Source organism: Pradoshia sp. D12 (genome assembly GCF_008935075.1).
Classification (GTDB): Bacteria; Bacillota; Bacilli; order Bacillales; family Pradoshiaceae; genus Pradoshia.
The window spans coordinates 823,282-843,272 of sequence record NZ_CP044545.1 but is presented as its reverse complement, the minus strand read 5'-3'; the positions used below and the strand labels follow the sequence as shown (position 1 = coordinate 843,272).

Here is a 19,991-nt window from a genome sequence, read left to right as displayed (position 1 = left end):
GAGGTGAATAGCAATGAAAGGAAAATCATTATTAATTGGTTTTATTTCCGGGTTTACAGTAGCTGGAGTCTCAGTATTGTTAAGCACTCCTTCATCCGGACAAGAGCTCAGATTGAAGCTTAAACAATCGAAAGATGAGACTATGGACCTTCTTCAGGATGTAAAAAGAAGTATCGTCCAGTTAAAGAACGAATCCGTATCTGCAACCGCGGTCAGCAAGACACAGATTCAAGTGTTCGTAAAAGGTGTAAAAGAAGCATTGGAAGAATGGAAACAAGACAGCCAGGCACACACAAGTGCTATTCAAGTCCAAATTAATGATGTTGAAACAGCCATCCAGGAGCTTGAAACAGCTATATCTCCGCTCACTACAAAATAACTCAGCGCCAAGAAAATCTCGGTAAAAAAACTAAAAATTTGGCAAATTACCATTTTTGTTATTTAATATTTTATAAGGATAATAAATCAGTAAGATAAATTGAGAAAAGTAGGTGAGCGTATTATGACTGAAAATTTAAATTCCATCAAAGAAGCCATGCTATTTACCCAGCGGGTTGCTCAGCTTAGCAAAGCTCTCTGGAAAGCAATTGAAAAAGACTGGCAGCAGTGGATTAAACCCTATAATTTAAATATCAATGAACATCATATTCTATGGATTGCTTATCATCTTAAGGGAGCATCCATATCTGATGTGGCCAAGTTCGGTGTTATGCATGTATCTACAGCCTTTAACTTTTCAAAAAAGCTGGAAGAACGTGGTCTTCTCAGATTTTCAAAAAAGGAAAATGACAAACGTAACACCTATATTGAGCTTACAGATGAAGGGAACGAACTATTGCTTGAAATCGTAAGCGTATTCGATTCATCCAAGAACTCCGTCTATTTAGGTGCTCAACCCTTAAAAGACTTATACGGAAAATTCCCTGATATGATGGAAATGATGGCGATTGTTAAAAATATCTATGGTGACGACTTTATGAATATATTCGAAAAATCATTTGCAAATCTTGAGAATGAATTCACAGACGAAAATGGAATTCTCGAAAAAATTGAAAATCAAAAAGAGCCCATTCAATAATAATAGATAAAAGCGGACACTAATCTATCATACCTCCGCTTTTATCTTGAATGGGCTTGTGTATTTAATCACAATGTTTTATATATCCCTCGTTTTCTTCCCCCTCTTAATTTCCTGAGTAATTAATGTTCTAACGATTCATATTCTTTACAGAATTGATACTTTTTTGATAATGTTAGAGAGATACTAGCGTCAAGGAGGATAACAGGATGATACCTCTCATTTGGTTTTCATTATTTGCACTTTTTATTTTGTATTATATCAATAAATTATCAGACAGCTTCTGTACTAAAAAGGAATTGCCAGAAGCTAAACAGGCCAAATTTTTTCGAACAATCAATATCCTTATTACCATCCTGTTAATCTCTACTTATATTGAAATATTCTACACCATATAAAAGACGAGTGTTACTCACACTCGTCTTTCGTTCAACCTATAGATCATAGGTGACCTTTATGAGGATTTTGCAAATCTTGAATTAGTTAATCCAAGATGCTCCAATGATAACCAACAAGATAAATAAAACTACTAATAAAGCGAAACCTCCGCCGTATCCACCAGACATGTTGTATCCTCCCTTCAGTTACATACTTACTTAGTTAGTACACATATGACGCACCAACAATCACGAGTAGAATAAACAGAACTACGATGAAAGCAAATCCTCCACCAAATCCTTGACTCATGATCACACCTCCTTTTGAGCTGCTACCGTATCATATTCAATTTCCACAAAAAGGAATGGGCCTTTTGCTTAAATAAATGATTTTTAATGAAGACCCTAAACAGACTTAAAAACACATGAGATTCCATGAAAACGCTGATTAGAATTTAAGTAAGATTGTTCCAATTATTATAATTATCAAATAACATTTGTGCTTATCCTTTTTTTAACAGAATTTTTGTGTTATAGTTAGGCTTGTTATGAAATACTTTTACTTGGCAACACGCTAAAAGGAGTGTAATGGATGAAGAAATGGTTAATTACGTTGGCATCAGCAGCTTTACTTGTCAGTCTTGCAGCCTGCAATAATGAATCTGATGAAGCAGTGGTAGAAACGAAAGCAGGAAATGTTACTAAAGAGGAGCTTTATCAACAACTAAAAGATCAATACGGGGATCAAGCAGTAAAAGAACTCGTATATAAAAAAGTTCTCTCTGATAAATATAAAGTAACAGATAAAGAAGTGAATAAACAGGTTGAAGAAGCCAAAGAAAATCTTGGCGAAAATTTTGAAGCAGCTTTGGCACAGTCTGGCTTTAAAGATGAAGAAGCTTTTAAAGAATCTGTGAAATTCAATCTTTTACAGGAAAAAGCCGCTCTTGATACAATCAAAGTAACAGATAAAGAACTTAAGGATTACTATAATAACAAATATAAAATCGACTTAAAAGCTCGCCATATTCTTGTAGCAGATGAGGAAACAGCGAAAGAAGTAAAGGCTAAGCTTGATAAAGGTGAAAAATTCGAGGATTTGGCAAAAGAATATTCAACAGATACAGCCAATAAAGATAAAGGTGGAGACCTTGGTTGGTTTGGGGTTGGACAAATGGTAACTGCATTTGAAGATGCTGCATACGGCCTTGAAGTCAACAAAATTTCTGATCCTGTACAAACTGAGCATGGATTCCATATCATTCAAGTAACAGAGAAGAAAGAAAATGACAATCCTTCTTTTGAAGAATCCAAAGATGAAGTAACTAGAAACGTTAAAATGACCAAGCTAGATTCCGCAAAAGCTCAAGAAGCTATTCAAAAAGTGATTGATGATGCTGATGTTGAAGTAAAAGATAAAGATTTAAAAGATGCATTCTAATAGGTGAAACAGAAAACTCGACCGGTTTGGTCGAGTTTTTATTGTGCCATTGCTCTTTTTCTTTTTTCTTCTTCCATTCTTTCTATATAAACATTCCCCTCCTGTTCAATCCACGATTCATCAACTTTTTGCTCTTCCCTGATTGATTTTATGGTCATAAAGGCACTAAAGAAGATACCAGCTATGATTACTCCAATAAAAATTGACAAGCTTGTCCTCCCCCTCCTTAAGGATTAAGCATCCTTTTTAAAACTATATGCTTAAAAAAAAAAAATATGCTTTCCACTTAAAGGAAAGCATATTTTTAAAATCGATAATCTATTTGATATTCGGTTTATAAAGGCTGCGATTATCGAGAGGGAAGATTCGCTCTGTAAATTCTCCCGGTTTTACCCGATCAAGCGCACGATCCATCATATTCATTTTCGCATCCAAATTATCAATATAATGCAGAACCTCTGCCTCTTTAACCAATGGCGGTTTCGGACTTCCCCATTCCGCTTTTCCATGATGGCTTAAAACGATATGCTGAAGAATAAGAACTTCTTCCCCCTGAATATTTAATTCATCAGCAGCTTTACCGATTTCATTCACCATAATGGAAATATGGCCAAGCAAGTTGCCCTCCACTGTGTAAGTAGTCGCAATTGGTCCTGATAGTTCCTTCACTTTTCCGAGATCATGAAGGATGACTCCCGCATATAATAAATCTTTATTTAATGATGGGTATAGCTCAGCAATTGATTTTGCTAAGTTTAACATCGATACAACATGATATGCCAGACCAGAGAAAAATTCATGGTGATTTTTCGTGGCAGCAGGATATTCCAAAAACTCATTAAAATATTTTTTAACCAAATGTCTAGTAATCCGCTGTATATTAGGATTCGTCATCTCGAATATATATTTTGTAATCGTTTCAGACATTTCATTTTTTCCAAGAGGAGCAGTCGGCAATAAATCAGCAATATTAACCGTCTCATTATCGTACTTTAGGCGAATTGATCGAATCCGAAGCTGAAGCTTACCTTTATAATTTTGTATATCTCCTGTTACCCGTACGATTGCTTCCGGCATATACAGCTGTTCATCCTCAGGTTTTACATCCCAAAGCTTTGCTTCTATTTCTCCGCTTTTATCCTGGAAAATTAAAGATAAAAAAGGTTTTCCATTACTTGCTGTTCCTTTTATAGCATTCTTTATGAATAGATGAAGATCTATCGTATCTCCAACTTCATGATGGGCAATTCCCTTCATGTATATCCCTCCCCGGTCCATTCCAATATTTATTATATCATGCGAAGGCAAATTAATATTAAAAATCATCTTGTTAATTGGATGATATTCTGCCCATTAAACATCGCAGCAATATGATCATGGCAGGTAAAAAAGAGAACCTGATTCCCCTCTTTACTAATATGCTTTAATAGAGAAATCATTCTTTCCGTTCGCTTATCATCAAAATTGACAAACGTATCATCCATGATCAGCGGCCATTCTTTTCTTCCATCAATCGTACCCGCTAAAGCAAGCCTTATAGATACATAAGTAAGTTCTGCCGTCCCTCTGCTCAAATTTTTCGAATGAACCTCTAATCCCCTATGGTCCAATAAAGAGAGTCCCTCACCATTTTCTGAGAATAGGATTTTTTCATATCTTCCATTCGTAAGGTTACGTAGATACCCATTAGCTTGTTCAATAATTGCAGGCAGTTTTTCTTCTTTATACGTCGTTATAGACTCAGCCAGAGTCCCCTTCATGAGGCTGAGCGTTGTCCACTTCTTAGCCAACACTTGAAATTCCTGTTTTAAAAGCTGATGGTTATGAAGCAACGCCTCTACTGTTCCATCCTCCTCAAGCCTATTTATCTCGTACTTTACCTCTGCAAGTCTTTTTCGTAACCGATTTAATGTTGATTCATAGGAAGACTGCTCAGCCTCTTGTTCCTCAATTCTATCCTTTAAAACCAAGTCTGTAACAGAATGGTACTGATCGAGATTTGCATAACGTCCCAGCTGCCCAATCAATTGTCTCTTTGCTATGCTGAGCTGACTTCTTTCTTCGGCATCTCTACCGCGCTGATAGAACCCTTCCACTTCATGACAATCTGCTTCCTGAAGCAATTGCTGCTTTTCTTGATTTAGCTGTCTGCACAAGTCCTTTAAAGGTATAATTTCTTCCTCGAGCTCCTGTATTTTTTCGAGCATATTATTTTTTTGCCTATTGACCAATTCATTCTCTTTGTACTTCTGAACAATAGAGTAGTTTATTTGCTCGATACTTTGAGTGCCCGTAACACCAAATTCCTCTGAAAGCTTCCCTATATAGCGGATATACTCATCCTTTTTCTCCTCTGTATAAGCAAGCAATGAAATGAGTTTGCTCTTCTCCAACATAAGGTTTTTAATTTGTTCAATTCGCTCAAAAGCATCTGAAAGCATCGTACATGACACCTCATTAGGCAATGACCATTCATTTCCGAGCGTAATCAATTTATGTTTACAAAGCGCCAACTCTTTTTCCCATTCTTCAAAGGAATCAATTAAACTGTCAAATATTGCTTCCTGTTGTTCTTTGCGCAGTGATTCCAGCTTGTATTTTTCTCGATTTGCCGTATCCTCTTCAAGCATACTTTTTTGCATTCTGTAGCTTTGTTCATCAATTGAAATCGAAGATGATTTTTTTACAATTTCCTCATAGTAGTTAATTTCTTTCGCTAATTCCTCAGATTGCAATTGATTGCCATTCATCGAATTTATATATATAACGAGTACGATACCAACAACCGCCACAATCAATGCAACGCCAAGCTGTCCGCCTAAGATTAATAAAAGAACCGCCAAAATGGAAGCCAGTAAGACCGAGCCCAGAATAACTTTCTGTTTTTTCTTACCCTTTTTCTCTGATTCCAACGCTTGATTCCTTCGTTGCTTTAATCGCTGGATGACTTCCTTGGCTGACTTCTCTTCCTGTGCTGCCTTGTCAGCATGTTCATACTGCTCTACTATTCTTTTAAGCCTTTCTCTTTCATTTTCAGGCAGCAATTTTCTCTCATAAATTTCAGTGATTTGCTCGATTTGTTCCAATTTGACTCGTTCTTTTTCAAGCTGAGCATCAAGCTCCATCTTCTTCTTGGCAAGTGTATGCTTCTCTAATTCTATCTGTTTAATTTCTTCTTTCCGAAAGATACTTGTATCAAAACTTTCAACCATAACAGGATCAAATTGTGTATGTAATTCTCCCTGAAGCTTAATGATTTTATCCTCTATATGCTTTAATTCGATCGATTGAGTCCTAATTTCTTCGAGTAGGATGATCAATTTATCACTATAAAGCTCGGCTTGACATACCCTCTCCCCACTTGCCAGCCACTGTTCATTGACTTGGAGGGAATCCTTTTCATTTTGGAGTACTTTCAATTTATTTAACTGAGTTTGCAGAAATGTTTCCTTTGCCGACCTTTCAGCCTCTATCTTTCCCATGCGCCCCATCCCATTTACCGGAAAAGGAGATTCTTCTAATTCTGACAGGCGCACTTCAATGGAAGCAAGCTCCTGAATGGATGGCAACAGTCTCTTCCAGTCCTTTAAATGAATTAAGTTCGTTTTTATTCGCTCTATTTGTTCTTGAGTGAGCGAAATTTCTTTACTTAGTTCCCTTTCTTCGCTCAAAAAGGTATTATAGCTTTTCTCTTTCTCCCTTGCTTTTTGAATTGCCTGGGAGCTTTGCTTTAATTCAGCCAGCTTTTGATTCAGAATAGGCTTCTTTCCACCTGGCTTAAATAGACTGTCCATTTGCTTTTGCAAGCCTGCTTCCATCTCCCAAAGCCTTTCACTGCCACTCATGCCAGCAAAAAAGAGATATTTGCCCAATTGATCTTCTTCCAGACGATAGATATCCTGCAAGCCGTCTAGATTAAAGGAGTATATAGATTCATAGAAGTTTCGGTCGACTCCCTTCAACCATTCTTTTATTTTCTCCTCCCCCCCTATTCTCCCAAACCTGTTATAAACTCCACATTCTGTACCCTGGTGCCCTTTAACTCTTTCAATCGTTATTTCACCTATTTCAGGGAGCTCAATGACCAGTTTTCCACCATACCGGCCGCTCCCCGACGGTTCGTAGGAGGCTGTTGTTTGGTTCTTAGCAGGGAATCCAAATAACATGGCATGGATAAAGGAAAAAATCGTTGATTTACCAGCCTCATTTTCTCCGTAGAATACATTTATATCTGATGTTAATTCTTGTTTGTAGTCTACAAATTTACCAAATCCATATATATGTATTTTCTTTATAATCAAAGCATTTTCTCCTCATTTTTAACGATTCAGGCGCTTTACTAATTCAAGCGTTGCCTCGTCCAAGATTTGCTGCCACTCGTTTTCCTCCCATGGCTCTATATATTTCCTTGCCGCAGAATGAGTAAAGAGAGCTTCCCCGTATTTCAGATACTGTTCAGAATTCATATTGACAGTTGTCCTCAAAAGTTCATCTATAAATGTATCAGACAGCTCTCCGCCTCCGCTTGCATAGCGGGGTGGAATCAGTGTACAGGAATGAATCCATACAGAAATCTCATCCATCTCCTCATCCTGTAGACCTTCAAGTAAATGATCCATATCCACAAACAGCCATTCAGGATTCATTTTGCAATCAGATGCATCGATCATGATATTCAGCAGAATAGACTTATCCGGCTCATACGCACCCTCTTTTATTTTATCCAGTTCAGCAATAAGTTCGTTTACAGATGAAATATGATCTGCCTGAATGGTTTCCGTTTTCCATTCAACTGTCGATACAGGTACAAATTCTAAAGAAGTATCTGACCCTGACATGGAGACTAGATAGAAGCCTTTTTCACCTGTCTCTTTTTTATTTCTCCCCTGCAAGCAGCCTGGATAAATGGCTGGTGGTTCCTGCAGAATTTCCATTCGTTTATGGATATGCCCGAGAGCCCAGTAATCAAATTGCTTACTAAGCAGCTCACTTCTGGTAAAAGGAGCATAGTTTCCATGAGCACTCTCTCCATCTAAATTACCGTGTAATATACCAATATGATAATCAGCATCGTCTGCCTTTTTATACTCCTGAATAACCCGATCATGTATATGGCGCTTATCATAACTGAATCCATAAAGATTTACGGTAGTTGCATCATTTTCTTTAATAAATTGTTTAACTTCTACTTCGCGTCCAAACAGATGAACATTCGCTGGTAAGCTTATATCAAAGTAATTCCCATTCATGTAATCATGATTTCCATGAATTAAATAGACAGGAATCGAATAGGTTTCCAATCTTTCCATTTCAGCCTTAAATTTCAATTGTGCTTTCAAGTTTCGTTCTTCATTATCATAAATATCTCCAGCAAAAATAACAAAATCAATTCTTTCCTGAATTGCCGTGTCCACGAGCCTTGTTAATGCTGAATATCCGCTGTTTTTTATTTTTTCATAAATGGCACTATGCATATGCTGAAATCCTGAAAAAACGCTGCCCAAATGCAAATCAGCTGCATGTATAAATTTTACGCCTCGCACTGTACCACACTCCTTCCATGCCATTTTACTACAAACGATTGTTCTTTTAATCAAAAAAAACGTAAATTTAATTATCTCATATACAAATATTATTAGATAATTGTTACCTCCCCGTAATCAGCCAGGTGATTGCAAAGGATGCCTTTATTTAAGCAAATCAAATATCCTACTAAGAACCATAAAAAACTCACTTCCCATTTGGAAGTGAGTCCTTGTTTACTTATTGCTGTTTGTTAAATCAAGTGCTTTTTTAATATCTTTAAATGAGCTTGAATTTCCATACATTAAAACTCCGCCTTTATAGACTTTAGCTCCAAAATAGGCTAATAATCCAATCGTCACAAGCAGAATACCAATGCTTATCGCAATTTCGATATTGGATATTTCAAGCATTCCTATACGCATAAACATAAGCATAGGTGTGAAGAACGGAATATAGGAAGAGACCTTTATAAATGTTGCTTCCGGATTGCCAAGCCCAGTCATGGCAAGCATGAAAGCCAGGACAACCAGCATGGTCATTGGCATGATCATTTGTTGCAAATCTTCAATCTTACTTACTAAAGAACCAAGGAACGCTGCCATTGTGGCATATAATAAATAACCTAAGAAGGTAAATATAACCGCATAAACAATCGTCTTCGCTTTCATATTGTCAAAGCCAAAAGCCTCGAAAATTTCTCCCATCCCACTGCTGCTTTTAAATGATAAATATCCAACCAGCACAAATATGGCAAGCTGTGTCAATGTCAGCAGAGCAATTCCAGTGATTTTCGCGAACATTTGCTGAATTGGTGACACACTTGAAATTAAAATCTCCATCACACGAGATGATTTTTCAATGGCCACTTCGTTAGCAATCATACCGGCATACACAACAACAGAGAAATAAATTACAAAGATCATCACATAGACTAGGCCGCGAGCCTGATTAAGCTCTTCCTCTGATTTCGCCCGATTATTTAATGGAACAACCTCAAAGGAGACAGGCTTGTAGATAGCTGCCAACTGTTCATCCGTTATATTAACCTGCTTTGTTAAAATACTTGTTTGTATTTGCTGCAGAGCATTTTGAATTTCTGTACTCTCATTTGAATTGGCGATGGATTGGGCCTTATAGACACCTATTGGAATACCGTCTTGCTCTTCAAGCAATAAATATCCTTCCAAATCTCCCTCTTCTTCAGCTTTCTTTGCTTCACTTTCCGATTTATATGTTTTCAGGCTTAATTCGCTTCCACTGCTGTCAAGCTGCTTTTCTAGTGCAGAGTAAAAATCACCTGACTTTTCCACTATCCCAATTGTTGTATCACCTTTATCAAACCAACCGACTATTCGATCCAGGTTTGTAAAGGCGAGAACCATTAATAAAATAACTGCAGTCGAAATGACAAATGACTTACTTTTAACCTTTGACATATACGTCTGAAATGTCATAATCCAAAACTTATTCATATTGAGCACCAACCTTTTCAATAAAGATATCCTTCAAGGATGGTTCTTCCAATTCGAATTTACGTATGAAACCACGCTTAACTGTATCCTGTAAGATTAATTCGGCATTCTTCTCATCTGCAATTTGCAAATGAATTCCTTCCGTGACTTCTACTGCTTTTGTCACACCAGGATAATCAGTCAGGAATTTAAGATCAAAATCAGCATGTACCACTACATTCTTTTTGCCATACGATCGTTTGATATCCTTTAGTGAACCATTAACGACTGCCTCTCCTTGCTTAAGTATGCAGAGCTGTTCACATAATTCCTCTACGTGTTCCATACGGTGGCTGGAAAAGACGATAGTCGTCCCATTCTTCCTTAAATCATGGACTGCCTTTTTTAATAATTCAACATTTACAGGGTCCAAACCGCTAAATGGTTCATCCAAAATTAACAATTCAGGTTTATGTATAACTGACGCAATAAATTGTATTTTTTGTTGATTACCTTTGGAAAGATCACCAACTTTTTTATCGAAATATTCCGGAACGTTAAAGCGGTCCAACCAGACTTTTGCTTCATGCATGGCATCGGATCGGTTCATTCCCCGCAACCGAGCCAGATAAATTAATTGTTCACCCGTTTTAATCTTTGGATACAACCCTCGCTCTTCAGGAAGATAACCGATCGTCGAGCTTGTGGAATAGTCAATTTTCTTCCCCTTCCAACTGATGCTCCCTTCTGTAGGATCCAATAAACCAAGAATCATTCGAAAAGTTGTAGTTTTACCAGCCCCGTTTGCCCCAAGCATACCAAACATCGTTCCCTCTTCCACATCAAGAGAAAGATGATTTACAGCTGTGAATTCACCAAATTGCTTCACTACGTTATTTACCAATAAAGTCAAAAAGCATTTCCCCCTTTTATCAATTTTTATGTCTATATATATTCTAATATATCCACCTGATAAATTGAAAGGTAATTCTAAACTTTACAAATTTTAACTCTTTATGCGAAAATAATATCAACTGCTGATCAGCTAAATTTAGGAGGAATAAAGATGAAAATCTATAAATTAACCGTATTTGAAGCAGATGGTGAAAAGATTTTAGAAGAATCGATTCAGGCAGAGAATGATGAAAGCGCAAAAGAACTGGGACAAAAGCTTGTAGCTGAAAAAGAATACGAAGAAAAGACACATCGGTTCACCTCACCGCTTGGCAAGCTACTATTATTCCATAGATAAGAAAAGGTTTGTATGATCCTTTTATAACGGGATCATACAAACCTTTTTATTTTCCTTTGAAATTAGGCTTCCTTTTCTCAACAAACGCCTTGATACCTTCTTCATGATCCTCTGTTTGTCTCATCACATACTGCGAGTATTTCTCCAATTCAAGCATCTTCAATAGCTTAGGACGATTTGTTTCAGCAAGAATTTTCTTCGTCCGGATCATAGACAAAATTGGTTTTGCCTGCCATTCTTTTATCTTTTTCTGAACCTCATCCTCAAGGCTGTTCGTTGTTACCAGATCAACCAATCCAATTTCTGATGCCTGCTCAGCGCTCATCACTTTACCTTCCCAGATTACTTCCTGAGCTTTCAATTCTCCCAGTCTTCGTTCTAGAAAGAAGTGCCCTCCGCCATCAGGAATCAAGCCGATCCCAATGAAATTCATGGCTAATTTACTCTCCTGCTCTGCAATAATGCAGTCAGTGGCCAAGGCAAGGCTGAATCCAAGTCCCGCTGCTGCCCCGTGAACTGCTGCAATTGTTAATTTTGGCATCGTATACATGGCCATGGCTAGTTCGTTAATACAATCCATTATTCCATAAAAATCTTTTTCACTGCCTAAATTAAACATCGATTTTATATCGCCGCCTGAGCAAAATCCGTTGCCATTTCCTTTAAGAATAATAATTGTAATTTCCTCATCAAGACTCAATGCTTTTAATTCCTTGTTTAATTCAACAAGCATCTCTTTATTAAGAGCATTTAATACTTCAGGACGGTTTAATGACACGGTAGCTACAGTGCCTTCCTTTTCCACAAGCACGCTCTTGATAATAGAGGCAGGTTTCACTGGCAAAATCCCCTTTCAAATTTGATATATATTTATTATAAAGGTTTATGTAAGCGTTTTAACACAAAAAAGGTGTAATTTATTAGAATTATTTGTATATTAGAAGAAAAAATAACCGAGTTCTTCATCCAAACAACTCGGTTTGTTAATTTCAGCGCAAAAATAATTCTTTTAAGTAATCAATTTTTTTAGTTGTATAATGCTCATAACTATCATTATAGGATTTTGGATCTTTTGGGTTGGCAAAGTGCGTGATTTTTCCAGTATCAGGATCAATGAATTTACTTGCTGCCCCACATCCAAGTCCTATGATCGTTTGCTGCTCCTCCATAATCAGGATATTATACAAGCTCTCCATTCCAGGTAATGAATATCCGACATTCTCCAGGTTACCCAGTATATTCTTTTGTCTGTATAAATAGTATGGATGGTATCCATGGGCTGCAGTCCACTTTTCAGCTTCATTCATCATTTGTTCTACTTCCGTACGATCCGCAACCTTATAGCGCATTTTATTTCTCGTCATCTCAGAAGCCCGTTTAAAGGATAACGTATGAACAGTCAATGATTCCGGCATCAATTTTTCTGTTTCGTGTAAACTATTCTTTAATTCAGGGACACCTTCACCCGGAAGCCCTATAATTAAATCCATATTCACATTATTCATACCGGCCTCTTTAGCCAGTTTATATTTTTCAATTGTTTCCTCTACCGTGTGATGTCGCCCAATCGCCTTCAATGTTTCCTGTGTATAGGACTGTGGATTAATACTGATTCGATCAATATTCCATTTTTTTAAGACCTTCAATTTTTCCGGTGTAATCGTATCCGGCCGACCTGCTTCCACCGTAATTTCCCGTACATTTTTAATATCAGGGAATGATTCATATAGTTCCTCGTAAAGAATGTCCATTTCTTCAGCTGATATACTCGTAGGTGTACCGCCGCCAAAGTAAATAGTAGTAATTTTTATATGATTGTCCTTCAGCCATTTACCGATTTCTCGCATTTCATAATGCAGTCCACCCAGAAATGATGTTACATTTCCCTGACGTCCATTAATTGCATAAGCGGGGAATGTACAATAGGCGCATTTAGTAGGGCAGAAAGGAATTCCTATATAAATGCTCACTTCCCTTTTCAAATCATATAAATCTGGAATGACTTCTAATTGACGGTCAGCAATTTCCTCCAGTAAATTTAATTTCTCGTCTGTAATGGAGTAGGAGGCGCTCAGCTCTCTCTTGGCAACAGATGCATCTATATTCTTTTTCACATATTGATGCCACAATTTTGTGGGACGAACACCTGTCAACAATCCCCACTTCTGAATCATTCCTGTATGTTGTTCCAAAACCTTTAAAAAAACATAAGAATAGGAATGCTTTTTTTGCTTAAAAAGAGCCTTTTCATCCGTCTGATTCAAGACATCTCTTTCAAATGTGGATTCATGTACTTTATTAGATGTAGAATCCTCTAGTATCGCTTTTGTATATAATGTATGATTAATCATTTCTTGTTTTAATGTAATTGATAAATCCGATGGTGATTCATCGCTATTAAGCAGTGTTGCCTCTTCAAAAAATAAGTCCGCAATTAAAGATAAGGGCCGATACAGCCTTTCATCCTCAATGCCATTTATTAAAATACGCATGCCTATCCCCTTTTCAAAAATTCAATCCATATCAGTTTACTGAACATCAAGACAGCGGTCAATCACAAATAAACCATCTCTTCCTTATCATGACTATTTGGGAATGAAGCTATTCAGCCAATAAAAAAGCTTAGGAGACTGCCTAGGAGCGACAAGCATAAGAAGAGTACTGAGAGGAAGGGTCCTATTGAGCAAAGACTAAGAAGCACCACATCGCGTAGAAAGATCATTGTGAACTAAATCCTGCAGGCCTCCGCTGAGTATTTACTGATGACTTGAGTTCCTAGAAGCCGAAGCTGGATTCCATCAAAAGAGTAAAGGAATGGCCCCATTTAGGCGTTTGGCTCGATTATTGTTTGAATCGGCTGGATTATTACGGAGTTTGGCTGGATTTTCAGCTGAATCGGCCGGATTATTACGAAGTTAAGCTGAATCTATGCTCAATTCGGCTGGATTCATCCTCGTTGGGCTGAATATCCTACATCTCTTGCCAAGAATTAATAATTTAATTGCCAAGAAAACTGTTTCAGCCCTACATAGCACCTTTATCATCATAACGAAACCCTAAACCGACAATATTTATTACCGAAGCCCAATAAAAAAGGATAACCCCAGAGGAGCCATCCTTTTGGTAGGTGGTAAAAAACACCTTCAACACCTATTTAGTCAGTTTTGATATTCATCTTTTTTAAGAAGCCAATTGGATGCTGTCTTCTGAATACCTCTTTAATGAGATAGGCCACACCCAGTTCATCATTACTGCGGGTAATCCATTTGGCTGAGCGCTTTACCGCTGCATCAGCATTTGCCACAGCTACACCAAGTCCCACATTTCTTACCAGCTCCGATTCATCTTGATCACTGCCAATTAAGACCACTTCATTTGCTGCTATACCCCTGTTTTTTAATAAGTAGTTAAAAGCCTTCTCTTTTGTGACTTGTTCTGGTAAAATCACAAGTTTATTCGGATGACTCTCCTGGATCATTACGTTTTCAAACATCGCTTCAAGACCAGACTTTGCATCTATTCTGTCCTGTTTCTTATCTATATATATATCAATTTGCAATGGAGACATCGGATGGGTGCGTAAATACTCATCTAGAGAATCTACAAATTGCTGGGCATATATATTGGTCTCTCCCGGCGTCCATTTGATTCTTGCAAAGAGCGGTGTTGGAAGATCCATTCTATTTCCGATTGTCATATCCTCATGAATTAAACGGATGTGCCCGCTTAATTTTTCTAAAAAACGAATGATATCGAGGGTAGTGTTCTCAGGTATTCGCTTAACAAAAATCGGATTATGAAGATTCTCCAAAATAAAGCCACCCTGATGCGCAATAATATGCGGATTACATCTAAGAGCTTTTCCGGTTCTTTGTGTATAGTCATAATTTTCAGAGGTCATCAGAGCTACTTCTACTCCCTTTTTAGCAACGTATTCAATTGATTCTCTTGTATGAGTGTGGAGTTTTCCTTTTGAAGATAATAGTGCACCATCCATATTAATCATTAACAGTTTATATACCATGATGTCCAATCCACCTTTCATGATGCCCATATACATTCTGTATGAGGATTTTGGCAGAAATAGAACAGTTATAAAGAAAAAAGAACCGATTTAGCGCCCTGAACTTCCCTTCACCAATTAAATAAATCTAACTGGCAGAGAAGATTCGACACTAATCGGTTCCATATATGCTTAGGATTGTGTTCCGTACAAGTCTTCCAATGGTTTTGTGATAATACGATTGAGATCTGTAAGGATGACGCTCATTTTTTGTTCAGCATCCATTAATTTAGAAATCGCTTCATGTTGTTGCACAAGCGCAACAGTTTTTTGAGCCTGCATTACTTCTTCTTCAGTAATTTCCTGACCCATCATTTGTTTTTGCTGAAGATTTAGCTGAATATCTCTGAAATTGTTAAACATCGTTCTTGCTTGCTCATCAGCCATTATCGCATTGTATTGATTCTTTAGTTCTTGGTATTCTGCACTTTCACGTATTCCTTTTTCTACTGTATACGCTAAATCATATAAATTAACTGACATCATATACCTCCTGTTTTCTATTACACTGAAGTCTCTCTTACTATACCATTATCGAAAGCATTATACATCCATTGTATGTTTACTGGAATGGTTTTAATTCATCAAAATCATAAAGATTCCCTGGAAAACTCCAATCAAGCCTCCTAATAGGGCTCCTAAATACGTAATCATTTTCAATTCACTTTTTGTGATAGACAGTACCATTTCTTCCAGACGAGCCACCGGAAAAGAAGCAACCTGATCACGGACAATTTCCTTTAGTTTCAATTTTTCCATTATGCTTGGTACTTTTTCAATTAAAATCGCTGCAACCTCTTCAATAACATTTGGCAGCAATCTTCCCTTGATGGTCTCATTCCATTCACCAGTTATCTGATTAAGTGTCAGATTCGATAAATCCACTTTTTTATAGCCGGTTATAATTCCTTTATAGAGTAAACTTCTCATTTCATCCAATGAATAGAATTCCTCCACGTCTGAAATCTGCTTATGTTTTATTTTATGCCACTCACTATGCAGGAGTTGTGTCAGCGTATCCCTAGTCCCAGGATTTGAGAGAAATTTAATAATCTCCGGCTGAAGTTTCTCGCCAAGATTTACATTTCCTAATAGCATCTGCATAATTCCACCGAGTTTTCCCCGTTCCCTCATGAAATCATCTGCCATTTTTTGAAGTCTTTCCTTACCTTGATTGCTGGCAAAAAAAGCGATTCCCTTATCCAAGATATAATGAGATACATCCGGTATTTTGTTCTCTATTTTCTCCTCAACACTTGCTGGTATAAAGGTTGCTATAGGTTTATTTTTATGCTGCAAATACCAATCCTCTAACCAATTTGTTGAATGCGATTCAATTTTTCTTACGATTAAATCCGGAATGTCAGCCAACCCAGCTTTTTCAAGCGCCTTTTCTATAGAGATCTCAGAAAAAATTGTTTTATCTAATATATTTTCTCCAATTCTCTTAGCTTCCACTTTGACAGTACCAGTAAGCAGTTTATTTTTAATACTCTCTGGAGTGATTAAGTGTTCTACAACCATCTTCCCCATCTGCTCAGCCAATTCGTCTCGTCTTTTCGGTATTAACCCAGGCGTAAATGGCAAGCGTTTACCAAAGATATAAATAGCCTCGTAGGGGTGGAATAGCATTTTTATGGCCAAGGCGTTTGTAATACCGCCTATTAAGGCCCCTACTACAACCACTGTGATAATCGTTATAAATGTACCCATAAGTAGCTCCTTTTTAAAACTTCCTGTTTGTAAGAAATAGTTTAGTCTTTTCTACTATTAAATTGCAACCATCGGTGTCCATTTTTCAAAGATTTTGATGCTAGCTTTCCTTATACGAGGTTGTAATTGGATATAAATGCTTATTTAAAGTGTATAATTATGATTATTGCTATTAAATTTAGATTTGAGGTGCAATCTATTGATTAATCATTTTGAATGGAAATCATTATATGAAACAGAAAAAATACCTGGTTGGAAGTTTTCCTTCTACTTTGAAAAAAAACGGTATAAAGGAGTTTACCATAAAGATGGTTCTATTACCTGGATTGAAACACAACCATCTGACTATGCTAAAGCAGAATTAGAATCTAGAGTACACGAATTGATGCTTTATCATGTATATGATAATCAATAGACTATGATACAAAATATTTGGAGGATTACTCATGAACACTGACTTACTTATACTCTTTCCCAACGCAATCCGTGTTTCATATCCGTTGGAGGATCAATCCTATTATTGGTACATAGAAAATGCGAATCAATATATCGGTATTCCAAAAAGGTCTGTATCATCTGATCAATTGGCTCTATTAAATATTTTTTTAGAACCCTTTTTGCTTCATACTGAAGAACTTAATAGATCTGCCCAGCAAATGCATTGGCACAAATTATTATACCAACAGGATTCTGCACCATTGCCGAAAATTGAAGATGGGTCATACCGCTTTATTCATTATAATCTTCCAAACAATGATATTAATATTACAGACTTCTCCGATGCTATAAATGGCTTTTTTCATGACCCGGTCATTTGCTGGAAGGACCCATCTAGCGGAGTCATTATAGAAAACACCAAATCCACTTTGCTCACAAATCAAGATTTTAATGCTGTCATTCATACCCTTGAAAGCGATTTATACGCACATTTCCGTTTATTTATAGGAAATAATTATCCGCTTTCGAATGAAATCATAACGTATTTTTCTTCAGAAGATACTTGCTTTAAAACCATACGTCTGTATAACTCAAAAGATAAAGTCATTACTTTTTCTTCAGCTTTTTTGGATCTTTTATTACTAGGTAAAAATCAAACTTTATGTATAACTCTAGCTAAAAATCTACTCGGCACTTTAGAAAATGAAAAAGATCTACTCCAAACTATTATGATTTACATTAAAGCTAATGCCAATGCTACTGTTGCTGCAAAACAGCTTTTTCTTCACCGTAACAGTCTAAAATATCGTCTTGATAAATTTTATGAAATTACCAATCTCGATGTTCGAAAATTCGAAGACAGCTTATGTGCCTATTTAGCCATCCGGTTACTGGAGAATACAAATTAACTATAAGTGCAACCAGCCCATTTCATAATCATTTTATTTGTGCAAATTGAACATATATTTTTAACTATTAGACTAGTAAAATTATTTGTGAAAAGGGTTTCATTATTACATAGTTATCAAGGAGGACATTTAAAGATGGCTCAGTTAAAATTAGAAAATATTTATAAAGTTTATGATAATAAGGTAACTGCAGTAACCGATTTTAATTTACACATAAAAGATAAAGAGTTTATCGTTTTCGTAGGTCCATCTGGATGTGGTAAATCCACAACCTTACGTATGATCGCCGGATTAGAAGAAATCTCTAAAGGTGACTTCTATATTGATGATAAACGCGTGAATGATGTACCTCCAAAAGACCGTGATATTGCAATGGTTTTCCAAAACTATGCATTATATCCTCATATGAGTGTATATGATAATATGGCTTTTGGACTAAAGCTTCGTAAATTTGATAAAGCTGAAATCGATCGCCGCGTTAAAGATGCAGCACGTATTCTTGGTCTCGAGGAATATTTAAATCGTAAACCAAAAGCTCTTTCCGGCGGTCAACGTCAGCGTGTTGCATTGGGCCGTGCTATCGTTCGTGACGCAAAAGTTTTCCTTATGGATGAGCCTTTGTCTAACCTGGATGCTAAATTGCGCGTACAAATGCGTGCTGAAATCGCTAAGCTTCATCAAAGATTAAATACAACTACAATTTATGTAACACATGACCAAACAGAAGCAATGACAATGGCTACTCGTCTGGTAGTTATGAAAGACGGCTTCATCCAACAAGTCGGTGCACCGAAAGACGTTTATGAAAATCCAGAAAACATCTTTGTAGGTGGATTTATCGGATCTCCTGCCATGAACTTTATTAATGGAAAATTAGAAGATGGATATTTTGTAACCGGCAGCACTCGCATCGCCGTACCTGAAGGTAAATTAAGCTATTTGCGTAAACAAGACTATATAGGTAAAGACGTTGTCCTTGGCATTCGTCCTGAGGATATCCATGATGAACCTATATTCATGGATGCATCCCCAGAAACTACAGTCAGCTGCATAATTGAAGTGGCAGAATTAATGGGTGCTGAAACGATGCTCTATACTCAAATTGAAGGTCAATCCATCGTAGCACGTATCGATTCACGTTCTGATATCAGTCCAATGGATACCATTAAATTAGGATTAGATATCAACAAAGCACACTTCTTTGATAAAGACACTGAGTTAAGAATTCGCCCATAATTAATTATAAAAACTCAAAGCCAAATCTCTCGGGATTTTGGCTTTTTTGTTTCCTGATATGGCTTTAATTCAGTTTTCAGGAATTATAATTATTCTCAAATATACATTTCGTGAATAGATACTACCTCGTCGTTTCCACATTGACTGCAGGATAAAAGATGTTTGCATATATTTTGTCTTACCGATTGAGGATCTCCGTCCGTTTGTTTTTGTATATTGGTTTCCAGGTATGCACTATAGTCGTCATAGTAATCCATTACCTTCCCAAAGTCCTCCATATTTATATCACAATTTTTACATAAGTATTCTATAGAAGTTAGACCATTACATAAAGGACATTCCATATTATCCTCTCCAAACCTTTTCTTTTCCTTAGCGTTTCACCCATGAGATTTTTTATGTTCATGGAATCCAGATAATATTTTCCTGCTTGTACACCCTTACGAATCTTATCAACTCCAGCTTTTACCTTTTTATATCTATGTATAAATTAAAGTGTGACCTTCCA

General features: G+C 36.8%; 21 protein-coding genes. 8 read left to right on the top strand and 13 right to left on the bottom strand.

The genetic code is table 11. The features are described from left to right. The first annotated feature begins 13 nt into the window (after positions 1-13). The 3 genes from F7984_RS04115 (at position 14) to F7984_RS04105 (ending at position 1,476) form a co-directional block, all read left to right on the top strand. A complete protein-coding gene (locus F7984_RS04115) occupies positions 14-379 on the top strand; it encodes a YtxH domain-containing protein (protein ID WP_139891499.1) in 366 nt (121 codons plus the stop codon). A gap of 123 nt (positions 380-502) precedes the next feature. Further along, on the top strand, positions 503-1,078 hold the full coding sequence (locus tag F7984_RS04110) for an HTH-type transcriptional regulator Hpr (protein ID WP_066101876.1): 576 nt from the start codon (positions 503-505) through the stop codon (positions 1,076-1,078). 209 nt (positions 1,079-1,287) lie between these two features. Continuing rightward, positions 1,288-1,476, top strand: a complete 189-nt coding sequence (locus tag F7984_RS04105) for a hypothetical protein (protein ID WP_066101879.1) — start codon at positions 1,288-1,290, stop codon at positions 1,474-1,476. A gap of 81 nt (positions 1,477-1,557) precedes the next feature. Here F7984_RS04105 and F7984_RS04100 read toward each other — a convergent pair whose 3' ends face one another. Then, the gene (locus F7984_RS04100; protein ID WP_066101882.1) at positions 1,558-1,644 is read right to left on the bottom strand and encodes a YjcZ family sporulation protein; all 87 of its coding nucleotides are present in this window, start codon (positions 1,642-1,644) and stop codon (positions 1,558-1,560) included. Between the two features lie 34 nt (positions 1,645-1,678). Continuing rightward, positions 1,679-1,765, bottom strand: a complete 87-nt coding sequence (locus F7984_RS04095) for a YjcZ family sporulation protein (protein WP_066101885.1) — start codon at positions 1,763-1,765, stop codon at positions 1,679-1,681. 282 nt (positions 1,766-2,047) lie between these two features. Between F7984_RS04095 and F7984_RS04090 the strand changes: the two genes are divergently transcribed. Further along, positions 2,048-2,896: a peptidylprolyl isomerase gene (locus tag F7984_RS04090; protein ID WP_066101888.1), complete on the top strand. Its 849-nt coding sequence runs from the start codon at positions 2,048-2,050 to the stop codon at positions 2,894-2,896. 38 nt (positions 2,897-2,934) lie between these two features. Here F7984_RS04090 and F7984_RS04085 read toward each other — a convergent pair whose 3' ends face one another. The 6 genes from F7984_RS04085 to F7984_RS04060 form a co-directional block, all read right to left on the bottom strand. Beyond that, complete coding sequence (locus F7984_RS04085; protein WP_066101891.1) at positions 2,935-3,105, bottom strand: sporulation YhaL family protein; 171 nt, start codon at positions 3,103-3,105, stop codon at positions 2,935-2,937. 109 nt (positions 3,106-3,214) lie between these two features. Continuing rightward, entirely contained in the window at positions 3,215-4,153 is a 939-nt protein-coding gene (gene yhaM / locus F7984_RS04080; protein WP_066101894.1) for a 3'-5' exoribonuclease YhaM, read from the bottom strand. 65 nt (positions 4,154-4,218) lie between these two features. After that, positions 4,219-7,197, bottom strand: coding sequence for an ATP-binding protein (locus F7984_RS04075; RefSeq protein ID WP_140461127.1), 2,979 nt, complete (start codon positions 7,195-7,197; stop codon positions 4,219-4,221). 18 nt (positions 7,198-7,215) lie between these two features. Then, complete coding sequence (locus F7984_RS04070; protein ID WP_140461126.1) at positions 7,216-8,463, bottom strand: metallophosphoesterase family protein; 1,248 nt, start codon at positions 8,461-8,463, stop codon at positions 7,216-7,218. A gap of 192 nt (positions 8,464-8,655) precedes the next feature. After that, entirely contained in the window at positions 8,656-9,894 is a 1,239-nt protein-coding gene (locus F7984_RS04065; RefSeq protein ID WP_066101908.1) for an ABC transporter permease, read from the bottom strand. Next, on the bottom strand, positions 9,887-10,786 hold the full coding sequence (locus F7984_RS04060; protein ID WP_066101915.1) for an ABC transporter ATP-binding protein: 900 nt from the start codon (positions 10,784-10,786) through the stop codon (positions 9,887-9,889). The genes F7984_RS04065 and F7984_RS04060 overlap by 8 nt, the downstream gene beginning before the upstream one ends. Positions 10,787-10,939: 153 nt before the next feature. Between F7984_RS04060 and F7984_RS04055 the strand changes: the two genes are divergently transcribed. After that, positions 10,940-11,125 (top strand): YhzD family protein, encoded by a 186-nt coding sequence (locus tag F7984_RS04055; RefSeq protein WP_066101916.1) that lies wholly within the window; start codon positions 10,940-10,942, stop codon positions 11,123-11,125. 46 nt (positions 11,126-11,171) lie between these two features. Here F7984_RS04055 and F7984_RS04050 read toward each other — a convergent pair whose 3' ends face one another. The 5 genes from F7984_RS04050 to F7984_RS04030 form a co-directional block, all read right to left on the bottom strand. Next, a complete protein-coding gene (locus F7984_RS04050) occupies positions 11,172-11,963 on the bottom strand; it encodes an enoyl-CoA hydratase (RefSeq protein WP_066101920.1) in 792 nt (263 codons plus the stop codon). A gap of 151 nt (positions 11,964-12,114) precedes the next feature. After that, entirely contained in the window at positions 12,115-13,617 is a 1,503-nt protein-coding gene (locus tag F7984_RS04045) for a coproporphyrinogen III oxidase (protein ID WP_066101923.1), read from the bottom strand. Between the two features lie 662 nt (positions 13,618-14,279). Then, positions 14,280-15,179 carry an HAD hydrolase family protein gene (locus F7984_RS04040; protein ID WP_192796830.1) on the bottom strand — a complete coding sequence of 300 codons (900 nt, stop codon included), beginning with the start codon at positions 15,177-15,179 and terminating at the stop codon, positions 14,280-14,282. 141 nt (positions 15,180-15,320) lie between these two features. After that, the gene (locus tag F7984_RS04035; protein WP_066101929.1) at positions 15,321-15,671 is read right to left on the bottom strand and encodes a YlbF/YmcA family competence regulator; all 351 of its coding nucleotides are present in this window, start codon (positions 15,669-15,671) and stop codon (positions 15,321-15,323) included. Positions 15,672-15,764: 93 nt separating this feature from the next. Further along, positions 15,765-16,901, bottom strand: a complete 1,137-nt coding sequence (locus tag F7984_RS04030; protein ID WP_066101932.1) for a DUF445 domain-containing protein — start codon at positions 16,899-16,901, stop codon at positions 15,765-15,767. Positions 16,902-17,100: 199 nt separating this feature from the next. On the opposite strand from F7984_RS04030, the gene F7984_RS04025 reads away from it, so the two are divergent. From F7984_RS04025 to F7984_RS04015, 3 genes are all read left to right on the top strand, one after another. Continuing rightward, positions 17,101-17,316, top strand: a complete 216-nt coding sequence (locus F7984_RS04025; protein WP_066101936.1) for a YheE family protein — start codon at positions 17,101-17,103, stop codon at positions 17,314-17,316. A 31-nt stretch (positions 17,317-17,347) separates the two neighbouring features. Beyond that, positions 17,348-18,247, top strand: a complete 900-nt coding sequence (locus tag F7984_RS04020) for a PucR family transcriptional regulator (protein ID WP_066101938.1) — start codon at positions 17,348-17,350, stop codon at positions 18,245-18,247. 135 nt (positions 18,248-18,382) lie between these two features. Further along, positions 18,383-19,483, top strand: a complete 1,101-nt coding sequence (locus F7984_RS04015; protein WP_066101941.1) for an ABC transporter ATP-binding protein — start codon at positions 18,383-18,385, stop codon at positions 19,481-19,483. Positions 19,484-19,991 lie beyond the last annotated feature (508 nt).